Consider the following 11465-nt stretch of genomic DNA (forward strand, 5'->3'; position numbering starts at 1 on the left):
GGGTATAAGACTGCTTCGCAGGTCTTCGAGGGGAACCTCGCGCGTTGCGCGAGGTCTGACGAAGTGGCACCCCCAGCTTCGCTGGGGGCTCTCGGACTCTGCGCTGCGCTTCGAGTCCGATGTTTCCTTCCGCGTTGCTCCAGGAAACTGAGGCTGCTAACGCAGCCTCAGGCGGTTCCGGTTCCCGGAACCTTGAGGGCCCGTCCGCTGCGCTCCTTGACCCTAACCCGCTTCGCGGGGCTGGCTATCAGGATGAGGGCCGGGGTGCTTCCTTCGGTAAGGACTTTGGGGGAATCCGGATTCGGGGGTAGTGCCTCTGGAGGTGGAGGTTCTGGAGGAGTGTGGGTGAGAGGTTCGGGAGTGATGTCGTCCGGCCTCGTTGGGCAGGCCCTTGGAGCCCCGATGGCAGCCGAGTTCCTCCAGATCGTCAACGACGCGCAACTATCCAGGTCCGGCTCTTCGTCAACGGAAGTTCAGGTGGTCCCGGTCTACGAGTTGGCCGTGCCGGCGATGGTGAGGACGGTCATCGTCGATGCATCGCGGCCGAGGAGTAGGGCGTCTCACTGGCTATGCAGAGCTGCCTCAAATCGTGAAGCATTGCAGGTCAGAGGGTTGCTCGAAGACCTTTAGCCTGCAATCCAACTGAGACGACACACCTGTCAACGAGCAAGCACGCGCCCGGGCCGAGCTGGCCGCCGCCGCGTTCGGGCTCCCACAACCGGGCAGGGGGCTGGTCACCGCGATGTGCGCGTTCCGCGGCCTCCTGGTGCTGGGCTGATGGTGATGGTGAGCTCGACCTGGTCGTGGCCGGCCAGCTGGCCGATGTCGGCGAAGGACCGGGGGTCGGTGTGCAGGACGGCGGTGACCAAGGGGGCGGGCCGATCGTCAAGGGCCAGCGCAAGCGGCCGGGCAGCGGCCTTGGCGATCCAGCCGAGAGGGAGCCCGTTGTGCTCGACCCGGATGGCGTTTGGATCAGACGGGTTGTCGTGATCGCGGACGAGGTCGAGGACGGTTCCTGCGGCCAGGTTGGCGATGTACCCGTCGCTGTAGGCGTGCCGGACGCCGCGCAGGGGGGTGGTGAACGTTCCCCGGCCGCTGAGGATGGTCTTCTGGACGTTGCGGGGGCTGCGACGCTCTATGCTGCGGATGAGCAGGGCCGCGATGCTGGGGGTGGTGATGGCGGTGATCTCGTCGGTGGTCAGGTCGCCGAGCCAGCCGGTGAAGTCGGAGAAGGACGGCTCGGGGACAGGGCAGCGTGCGGCCAGGTCGATTGCCGCGCTGCGCTGGTGGATGCCCAGGCTGGCGGCGTAGCAGGCAGGGGCGGTGTCGACGCCGTACTTGAGCATGGCGGGCAGAGTGGCGAGCGGGCCTTCGGGCGTGATGCCGTAGCGGGTCTCCAGGATCTGCAGGATCGAGGAGACGGCCCAGGCCAGGTCCTGGACGATCACCTTGTCGATGTAGTCCGACGTGACCGTGATGTCCTTGGCGTCGAGGAGCAGCTCGTAGTGGTTGTGGATCTCCTGGAGCGTCCAGCCGGCGATCCAGTCGCCAGCGAGAGGGACGACCGCCCCGATCGGCCGGTCCTTGGCCGTGGCGCTCCGGTGGAGTTCCTGGATCTTGGTGGCGGCGGTCAGGACGGTGTCGCGCAGTGCCGGCCATGTCGCGGGGTCGAGGAGCCCTGGGTGCTCGGTGAGGGTGTTCGCGACCTGCTCGGCGGCGGTGATCGCGTCGAGGCCGCCTTGCAGGCTCAGTCCTGTGCGCAGGATCGCCGCGCGGGCAGCCGGGTCGGGGAGCTGGCGGGCGAGCGCGGCGACGCGGCGGGCGGTGTACCGGGCGAGCGGCTTGAGGGACCACTCCTGGGCGCCGATCTGGTGGCCGCCCAGGGTGTGCGCGAGCAGGTCGTGTGCTGCGTCCTCCAGCAGCTGCTGGTCGGGGGTGTCGACGACCTCTTCGGCGAGCATCGTCAGGAGCTGGAGATCGAGACCCTGCGCCCAGTCGGTGAGTTCTTCCTCCTCTGGGTCGGGCAGTTCGATGTCCGTCAGGTTCTGTCCAGGGGCAGGGCGGGCGCCCAGTCTCGTGATGACGAGGCGGCGGTAGAGCGCGCCGATGGTGGACAGGACCGGTTCGATGTTGTCCTTGTCGAGGTAGCGGCGCCGAAGCTTTCGGGCGTCCTGGGCGTCCTTGGCGATGAGGACGACGTGGCCCTCGGTCTCCTGGAAGGCTCGGCCGGCGCGCCCGGCGGCGTTCCAGAACTCGCGGACGCCGATCTGCTCCTGGTTGCGCCAGGTGCTGTGCACCAGCACGGTCTTGACCGGCAGGTTCATGCCCTGGGAGAGGGTGCTGGTGGCGCACAGCACGCGCAGTGCGCCGTCGCGGTAGGCTCGTTCCAGCAGGTGCCGGACGGCCTGCGGGACCGTGCCGTGGTGGTAGGCGATCCCCTGGACCACCATCACGGTGAGTTCGTGCTCGTCGCCGAGGTGCTCGGCGATCCGCTCCGCGAGCGCCAGGCGTTGGTCTCGCTGGTTTCGCACGCCGAGCACCGGGGTGTCGGTCTTCTTCAGTGCCGTTTGCAGAGCGCGCGCGGCGGCCTGCGCGTAGGTGGGTTGGGTCGTGGAGATCAGTACCGGGCCGAGGCGTTCGAAGTGCAGCGCCAGCGCGGCCGCGACGTCTTTGGTGGCACGTGGGGACAGCCGGCTGCGGGTGAGGTGGCGGGTAAGCACCTTGGGCACGAAGAAGTCTCCGCCCTGGGCGGTGCCGTAGTGGATGCTGCCGGTCTGTCCGTCCTTCTCTTGCCCCCGCCAGGAGAACACCCCGGTGCGTAGCTGGGAGGGCGACCAGTCGATCTTCGCGTGGTTGGTGCCGTCGGCGGTGGGCTCCAGCCAGCGGGCGATGTCTTCGCCGTTGGGCAGGACCGCGGACAGTAGGACGATCCGCGCCTGCGGGGTGGTGCGGCGGATCCGGGTGAGGACCATCTCCAGACGGAGGCCGCGGGCGGAGTGGTCGATGGAGTGTCCTTCGTCGACAAGGACCAGGCGCAGTCGGTCGGCGAGCTCAGGGGTGTTGCGCAGCAGCAGGTCGAGCTTCTCGGTGGTGACGACAAGGACGTCGGTGTGGTCCAGGAGCTGGTTCTCGTAGCGGACGTGTTCGGCGCCGCCGAAGAGGGAGGAGACGCGCAGGCCGACGAGTTCGAGGCTGGCGGCGAGGTGCCGTTCGACCTGGGCGGCGAGCGCGCGGGTGGGCACCACGTAGACGGCCAGCGGCGGGTCCATGAAGCGCAGGAGTAGCCCGAGGGGGTTGTCGTTGGCCTCGCTGGTGTCGGCGAGGGCGTGGAGGATGGCCCATTCGGCGATGTGGGTCTTGCCCGCGGAGGTGGGCATGGTGACCGTGAGGTTGTGGGCCCGGGCGTCGAGCAGGCCTGCGTCCAGGGCGGTGCGTTGGGAGGGCCAAACCTGGGTGAGCGGGCGGTCGGAGACGATCAGGGCTTTGATGTAGCGCTCCCAGGTCATCGACCAGCTGGAGGCGCGGCGCAGCAGGAGCCACGGGGAGGTCGCGACGATGTCCTCGACAGCGTGCGCGAGGGAGTCGACCAGGGTCCAGGTGTCCACGACGGAGGCCTGGAGCAGGATGGAGGCGGCCTGCTCCAGGTCACTGACCGCGGCGCGCCCGGCCGTGCGGTCGCCGGTGCGCCACAGCGAGGCCAGCGAGCGGGCCGAACGGCCGACCAGGCCGTAGGCGGCCAGCACAGCGAGGTCCGACTGCTCGGCCCGGCCTGCGGCGAGCGCGGCGGTGAGTGCGCGGCCGAGGCGTGGCAGTTCGCTTGCTGCGGCGGCGCCGAGCCGGGCGACGGTGTCGATGTCGCGGCGCAGCACCGCGCCGGCGGCCTCGGCGATCCGGTACGGGGCGGCTGCGGTCAGAGCGTCGATGTCGGGCATGTCCCCGTAGGAGAACAGGTCCCCGACTTCCTGCTGGAAGGTGCGGGCGATGGCGGTGGCGTTGGCCTGGTAGCCGGCCAGGCTCCACGTCGTCGCCGAGATCGCCAGCAGCTCGATCCGTGTCTCCGGCTCGTCCGCCCGCGCGGCGAGGTCGGCGTAGGCCTGGGCTATGTCCGGCAGGGGCCCTGGGGCCGCGCGGCGCTCGCGCGGGGTGCGGGCCAGCTGCCCGAGCCGGGCGAGGGAAAGGCCGCGGCGCAGGGCATCGGGGTCGTAGGTGTAGTCGGCTGTCCCTTCGGTGCTGATCTGTTCGGCCAGGACGTGGGAGCGCAACTGGCCGCGCAGGGACGCGGACGCCTCTCCCGTGGACAGTGCCTCGTCGCCGAGACGCCGTACGGTCCCGTCGTCGTCCCTCACGCTGTTCCCGCCGCCGTTCCGTTGTCCGTGCCTCTGCTGGTGGTGCTGCCGGGGGCCGTTTCTGCCGCCTCGTAGACGCGGCCGACGAACTCCTTGAGATCGTCGATCTTGACGACGGTCAGCTCGGTGCGCTGGGTCACCTTCGCGCCGAGCCCGGCCACGATGTCCTCTTTCCATGACGCCGCGTCGTGGACGAAGAGCATGTGCCGCTCCACCCGGCGCCGCCCTGGCTCGCGCAGCAGCGCGCCGAGCCGGCGGGCGAGGAACACCTGCCCGCGGTCAGCGCAGCGCGCCATGAGAAAGTGGATGCTCTCGTCCAGCCTGTCCAGGACCTTCTCCAGGCTGTCGTACGCCTCGCTGCCGACCCGGTTGTCCCGGGAGGCGCGGGTTTTCACCTCCGGCACGGCGATCGCCGGAGGGTCCTGCCGGAAGCGGAACGCCAGCACGTCCGTGCCCTGCACGGCCTGGGCCGGGGTCTGCTTGTAGCGCAGTTTCAGGACCGGGACGCACCACCGGCGCACCCTACGGTAGAGGGCGCCGGTGACGATCTCCCCGAAGTCCCCGTGCCGGATCTTGCGGTCCACGGGGAACTTGTTCTTCCGCAGGTAGCCCGCGACCTCCGGGGCGCCCAGGTCGTCGAAGACGTTGGCGAGCTCGCCGGGGACCAGGTAGTTGCGCATCACCTCGTGGCCCAGCCGTTCGACAAGCTCGTCGTCCTCGATCAGCCCGTCGTCGGCGAGCAGCTGGTACTCCAGCAGCCCGTCCGGCTGCTCCACGTCCTGCGGCCTGAGCCACTTGTCGAACACGCGCCCTTGCCCTCCCCCGGCGCTGCGCCTGGTCGGCGAGCGCACCTGGGCCAAGGCTAGGCCAGCACGTGCCGTCGGTCTCCATCCCGGGGCTGCGGGCCTCCTTCAGCCTGATGGACGCGCAGATCCATCAGCTGCCACGTCCCGGCCAGGTGTTCGCCGTCATGCGCGAGGTACAGCGGGCACTCCCCGCCGAGCCTGGTCACAGCCCGGCCGGGCCGGCCTCGATCCAGATGCTCTGGTGCGGGAAGTCCTGCCACTCCTTCAACGCGCGGTCGTAGACCGTCTCATCGCCCCGGGCCCAACGGGGTGAGGAGGCCCGGGAGCTCGTGCGGGCGACCAGTGACTTGGAGCGGGATCTGGCTGGGCGGCTCGGTGCGCTGCACACGCCGGGGCCGGTCTGGGGGACGGGGAACGGGTAGTCGAGCCCGTACCGCCTGCGGGATGGGCCGAGCTTCGGGGCGAGGCCGATGAGGAGGCGGCCGGGCTGGACCGGGAGGCGCTGCGGCGGCGAGCGGACCGTCCGGTGCCCGAGGCTGACCGCGGCCGCTGGGGGTAGCCGCCGGCACGCCGCCGCCTTGGTACATGCTGGCGGCGGGCGGAACGGTCAGGGGCCGCCCCGTGGCGGCCCCCTTCTCGATGCCCGAGTCGCAGGACCTGCGGGGCCGGTGGATGCCTCCTCGCCGCGACCGCCCCGGATGGGTGCCCGTCTTGCGAAGGGTCGTAACCGGGCACGCAGTGGACGGTGCGCCGATGCCGTGTCCGGAGGGCACGCTGCAAGGAGCTACCGATGGCGGCGGCGGTCGCGCCACCAGGCAAGTCGATGCGCGGACTCCTGGGGGAAGACCGACTGCAGGGCTACGACCCCAGGCCGAGGACGAGGCAGCCGAACGCCGTGGCGGCCATCCACCACGGGGCGCCGGTCAGTGCCACCACCAGGGCGGTGACGCCGGCGGCCAGCAACGAGATCAGCGGTCGTGCATTCATGGCGAGGGCTCCCCCATTCAGACGGACACCCCGGTGCGGGGTGCGAATGCCGTGCCCGGATTGTGCGCAGGCTGCGCGTCCAATTCACAGACGAGAGGGGTATGCGTTGTATCGGTGGGTGTCACATGCGGAATCCGTACTTATCGAAGGCGCGGCGCCAGGCCGCCTCCATGGACTGCTCCAGGATCAGGGAGCTGCGCCGGTGGGCCGCGCCGGCCAGCCACTGGAGCAGGTCGGGCGGCGATCCGGCGACTAGTTCGGCGGCGACTGACCAGCCAGGCCAGGTCCAAGATGAGCGGGGGACGAGGAATTTCGGCCTCTTGTGTGGGGCGTAGCTGCAGGTGAGGCGCTGGAACGTGCGGGCGTGGCCGCGGGCCTCCCTCAGCTTGTCAAGGTAGCGCGCGTCGGCCCCGTCGGCTGCTGCCCAAGCGATGAAGTCATCCATGATCTGAAGCAACGCGGCGCGGGCCTCGGCCATGAGTTGGTGCTGCTCCTCGCCAGTGATGAATCCGAAGCGGTACGCGTGGTCGGCGGGTACCTCCAGCGCGATGCGCAGGGAAGGCTCTTCGGCGAAGGTGTGGTTCCAGTCGATGAGGACGGCCTCGATGAAGCCGAGAACCTGCCCGGGGCGCAGTCCGGCAGCCGCGGCGGCGATGGGTTCGAAGCCCGGCACGGGCCGGTGCCCGGGTGAGCCCTCTGGGGGCAGGAGCGGCCAGTAGGCCTGCCGGTTGCGGTAAGGGAAAGCCAGGAGCCGGCCCTGCGCGGCCCAGGTGACGTACGGCCCGGAGACGGCCGGGGTTGGGGCGTGAGCCAGCCATGTGGGCGGGGTACGCAACAGCCAGCCGGGGGAGACGGGCTCCTCCATCACGCCGGCGGCGGGGTCGTTACGCGTGCGCCCGACAAGCCAGTCCTCGAAGTACTCAAGGTCCACCCTGCGCCGCGCGCGCCAGACCGCCGTGCCGCCCCGGCCTGTCCAGTCATAGCTCGTGCTCCCGCGCCGCCTGCGCCAGCGTCGTTCTTCCCTGTCGTCGCCCTGCAGGAGACCTTGGTACAGCTTTTCCCACGGCTTGTCCTGCTCATGCAGGGCCTGCTCCCGTTCCTCGGCTCGGGGGCCGGTCAGGTAGCGGCGGGCAAGGAAGGTCGCGCTCTCGAAACGCGTCAAGGCATGCCATGACTCCTCCCGTTCCAGGGCTTCCGCGACGCGCAGGATGTGCTGGTCGGTGAAGTCGAGTGGGGCGTCGGTCAGGTGGAGTTCTTCGCGGATGGCTGTCGCGGCCCGCAGCCAGTCATTCTCCGGGCGGGTGCTGGTGGAGGCGGCCGCCAGCCGCCACAGGCCAAGGGCAGCTCCGTGGCGCAGCAGGGGCATCAGGCCGTTGAGGAAGTCGTCGTCGAAGGCTTCGGAGCGGGCGATGGCGGTCGTCACCGCGTCGGTGAGCATGCGGCCCTGGTAGTCGCGATAGGCGCGGGGGTGCTGTCCCGGCAGCCGCAGGGAGACGGCGCGGGCCCGCTCCAGCAGGCCGGCGGGGGCCCTCACTCTCAGGGGCACGTCTGTCCGGGGGTCCCCCCGCCAGCGCGGGGGCGAGGGTAGCGCAGGACGGTAGAGATGTGAGTCAGGCGGTCCTCGGGCAACTCGTGTCCCTGGGAAGCGACGTGGTCGGCCAGCAGCTGACGGACCGTCTCGTCCCGGGAGGTGCCCCGCCGGGCCGTGATCCGGCTCAGTGCTTCCAGGGCGCAGGGCGCGATGCGGACGTTGGTCTCTGAGTTGCCGGACACCTCGAGCTGACCCCCTTCTCGGGGCCTTGCTGCCCCTGATCAGGATGGGGTGTACATGGGAAGGTCGGTGCGCGTCTGATGGATCCCGCGGTCCTGGACCCGACAAGACCCAGCTGCTGCCGTGACTCGGCAAGACGCTTCCGTCACCGTAATGGGATTCTCACTGCACTTGCGGTCTTCTCACCCAATTTGCTGCAGCCCAGGTCAACCACACTGCGAGCAGTACGAAGAGGCATCTCACCACGATCACGGCCTGGTGGTTCTGGTCCGCGAGATGCCCCGACACGCGGCGCCCGCCGTCCGCGACCGCGTGACCCACCAGCGCGCCCGTGAGATCGCCGGCGGCCTCGGTGCCGCGTACCAGGCCGGACCGATGGGCCTCTCGCCGAGTCGGATGAAAGGTGAGGGGAGACGGTCGTCGAGCTCGACGTGGGAGAGGTCGACGAGCCAGGAGCAGCGCGCGGCTGAGCTGCGCCTGGAGGCCAACGCTCCCTCTGCCGACTGTAGCCGCGTTTACCTCAATGTGCCCTGGAAACAGCCTGGTTGGAGGCCTATTCACCCGATCTGGTGAACCCTGCCAGTACGATTCGCCGCTGCGTCGGCAGGGGTGGCAGATTCCGTGGTGCACGTCGGTGGTTCGTCACCGGCGTCCGCCTCGTGCCGCCGTCGGCGGAGCAGGAACCAGCTGCGAGATGTCCAGGCACCACCCGGTGCTGTTGGGGCTGATCGTTCTTCGGACGTTGGCAGGTGAACCGTACGGGGCGGGAACCGCCGCACACCCTTTCGCGGGTGTCGGCCTGTTCCTTGTCGGCACGAGGCTTCGGGCTCGGGCGCGTGAGTCGCTCCCGAGAGGCGGGAGCTTCTGTGCTCGCCCGGCACGGCCGGGTGGAAGGACAACATCGTGGTCGCGAAACAACCTGATGGCATCTACCCGCGCATCGGCACCGACATCTGGGGCCGGAATCTCGCGGACGCGATCGAGAACACGTGCGCCGAGCACAGGGTCGTACCACCGCCCCGGCAGGCGATCATCGAGGGTCTGGCCGCCTCTCTCCCGGACACCGAGATCAAGGCCCTGATCACGACCCAGCGCGGCCGGAAGGTCCTCAAGCCCTCCGCCTCCCGGATCGTGCAGGCGGGTGCCGAGAAGGTGCTCCTGCTGATGTGCGACGTCCACGGTGCCGCAGTGGCCCCGTGGGATCTCAACGACCGTACCGTCAGCTCCTGGTCCCAGCCCGTCCCGGAGGCCAGCCAACGTGTCGAGGACTTGGTCGCCACCGAGCTGGCGCTCCAGGAGGCCGAGAAGACCGTAAAGCTGGCCGACAAGGCGCGGGAGAACCTGCGCCGCGCGGCCGGGGATGACACGTACGCCGCACAGGCCCTGACGGCGGCCACGCAGAAGCACCAGGACGCCGTCCGCCATGTGAGGGAGCTCGAAGGTCAGCGTCGGACGCTCCTCGGCGCCCTCGGCCACCGTCGGCCGCGTCCGGTGGTCCGTGCCGTGCAGGAGGACGGGGAGGTGAAGGCGGCGCTCGTCCTAGCTGAGCAGCCGTACGAGGTGGCTGTCCACCTGCAGCGGTATGCCGCTGACTGCCTGGAGCGCGCCGGGAAAACTAGGGGGTACGACCTGGCCGAGTCCCTCGTGGACGCGGGTCAGCTCTCCAAGGGTATGAACGTCCTGCAGCAGTGGCAGATCGCCCATCCCGACGGCACAGTGGCCAAGCTGTGGCGGCTGGCCGCCGTCACCGGGAACAACCGTGCGCTGGCCCGTCTGAACGTCTTCCGTGTGCGTCCGGAACACCTGGTCACGGGAATGCCCCAGTCCCTCGTGCCGATGCCGAAGGACAAGGCCGATCCCGGACTGCTGCTGCTGAGCATGCGGGAGATCCTGAACCGGCTCTCCGTCCGGCTCAACGAAGTAGGCGCCAAGCCGGAGACGGGTCCCGACGACCCGTCGATCCGCGCTGGGAAGATCGCCACGGTGTCCGCGGAGATCGTGATCGGCTGCACCAAGCCAGCAGCGCTGGAGCACGTTCTGCGGGCGCTGAACGTCAACGATCACCTGCGCGGCATCCAGCCCTACGACGAGGACGCGCGCCTGATCGCCCTGTTCGCGACGCTCGTCGACTCCTACACCCGGGAGTCCCTCCTCGCGGACGCGCTCACCGAGGCCTTCCCCGACGCGCGCGGCGCGGACCTGCTCGATCTGGTCGGGGTACGCGACGCGCTGACCGCCAACGGGCCGCTCGACCCCCTCGAGCCGCTCGTTCCCGCGGGCGACGCAGTCTCCCCGCTCGTGCTGCGGGACATCGCAGTGCGGGCCATCACCGCGCTCGTGTTCCCCGAGATCCCGCCCGAGGGCCCGCAGAAGACGGGCGGGCGCACCGACACCGGACAGTTCTGGCCGGTCGTCAGGGGGGCGCTACAGGAGTCGGCGTGGAGCCAGATCCGGTCGAAGACGGCCGAGGCGCGCACGCGTCTGTGGTCCGCTGCCGTCGCGCAGCTGTTCCTGCACCGGGGCAACATCCTCTCCGCGGCCGGCTTCTTCGGCACCGCGGAGACCGCGAAGGGTGCCGGGCAGGACCCGCGGGCTCTGGCGGCGCTTCTCCTTGGAGCTGAGGCCGGTGACGCGACTGCGTGGGCCGCGTTGGTCCAGCGGATGGCTCCAGCGCTGATTCACGCGCCGCAGCCGTTCATCACGCCTGGGCAGGGAAGCGAGGCGGGAGGCGGTCGCAAGGGTGTGCGCCGCACTCCCAGGAACGCACTCGCCGCCCTCACGATGGCGTACACCGCTCCGGGCGTCAGCCGGGCCCTTCTCATCGCGTTCGCGAAGGCCGTGCTGGAGCACCCGGACGCGACGCAGCCGCCCGAGGCGGAAGATGGCAAGCCCCTCGTCTGCTATGGCGAGCAGCACTTGGCGGAAGGGGACCGGACGGCGATCACCGCGGGAATGGTGGTGGCTCCGGACACCGAGGGCCGGCCCACCCATCACGTCGCGGACAAAACGTGGTTCGACGAGACGTTCCCTGTGAACCTCGGCCGCCCGGACCCGGCATCCGCCGGGAACAGCACCAGCTCCTCCATGGCCGTCGGCACCCTCACAGGCCCCGGTTTCGCCACCACGGCGCACGGGGCGCCGCTGGCCGATCCGCGCGATCAGCTGGCAGCGCTGCGGCGGGAGCTGCCCGCCCGGGTCGAGCTCGTCGGGGGGAGCTACCAGCAGGCCGTGGACGCCGCTCACACCCTCATGACGGACTTCGAGGAGGCGCGCCGCCTGCGTGCCCAGCTCGGAGAAGAATCTCTGTCAGCCGAGCAGCGGATCGAGTGGATGGAGAAGCTGACGAAAGCCCGGGCCGCCGCGCAGGCCAGCGTGACGACGCTGGAGCAGGTGGAAGCGCTGGTCCTGCAGATCTGACCGGTGCGGTAGAGGCCCGCGTTCGTCGTGTATGGGCGGGCCCCTAGGCCGCGTATCGGGTCGTGATCAATCTGCGGGATTTGCCCTTGTGGTGGAGCCTGGACCGGTAGACCGTCTTGAGTGACGCGAGTGCAACTG

Annotated in this window: 6 protein-coding genes; 2 read left to right on the plus strand and 4 right to left on the minus strand. The window is 69.9% G+C overall.

The window, feature by feature from the left end:
• Positions 1-734: 734 nt before the first annotated feature.
• Together ACFV6H_RS37620 and ACFV6H_RS37625 are read right to left on the minus strand one after the other, a co-directional pair.
• Complete coding sequence (locus ACFV6H_RS37620) at positions 735-4346, minus strand: DEAD/DEAH box helicase (RefSeq protein ID WP_385551370.1); 3612 nt, start codon at positions 4344-4346, stop codon at positions 735-737.
• Positions 4343-5152 carry a Hachiman antiphage defense system protein HamA gene (locus tag ACFV6H_RS37625; RefSeq protein WP_385551372.1) on the minus strand — a complete coding sequence of 270 codons (810 nt, stop codon included), beginning with the start codon at positions 5150-5152 and terminating at the stop codon, positions 4343-4345. Before ACFV6H_RS37625 ends, ACFV6H_RS37620 begins: the two co-directional genes overlap by 4 nt.
• A 68-nt stretch (positions 5153-5220) precedes the next feature.
• On the opposite strand from ACFV6H_RS37625, the gene ACFV6H_RS37630 reads away from it, so the two are divergent.
• Complete coding sequence (locus ACFV6H_RS37630) at positions 5221-5433, plus strand: hypothetical protein (RefSeq protein WP_385551374.1); 213 nt, start codon at positions 5221-5223, stop codon at positions 5431-5433.
• 577 nt (positions 5434-6010) lie between these two features.
• Here ACFV6H_RS37630 and ACFV6H_RS37635 read toward each other — a convergent pair.
• On the minus strand, positions 6011-6139 hold the full coding sequence (locus ACFV6H_RS37635; RefSeq protein WP_385551376.1) for a hypothetical protein: 129 nt from the start codon (positions 6137-6139) through the stop codon (positions 6011-6013).
• 121 nt (positions 6140-6260) lie between these two features.
• Positions 6261-7577, minus strand: coding sequence for a hypothetical protein (locus ACFV6H_RS37640; protein ID WP_385551378.1), 1317 nt, complete (start codon positions 7575-7577; stop codon positions 6261-6263).
• 1236 nt (positions 7578-8813) lie between these two features.
• Here ACFV6H_RS37640 and ACFV6H_RS37645 point away from each other — a divergent pair.
• The gene (locus ACFV6H_RS37645) at positions 8814-11327 is read left to right on the plus strand and encodes a hypothetical protein (protein WP_385551380.1); all 2514 of its coding nucleotides are present in this window, start codon (positions 8814-8816) and stop codon (positions 11325-11327) included.
• Positions 11328-11465: the final 138 nt, after the last annotated feature.

Origin of the sequence: Streptomyces sp. NPDC059743, assembly GCF_042732975.1 — a bacterium.
GTDB lineage: Bacteria > Actinomycetota > Actinomycetes > Streptomycetales > Streptomycetaceae > Streptomyces.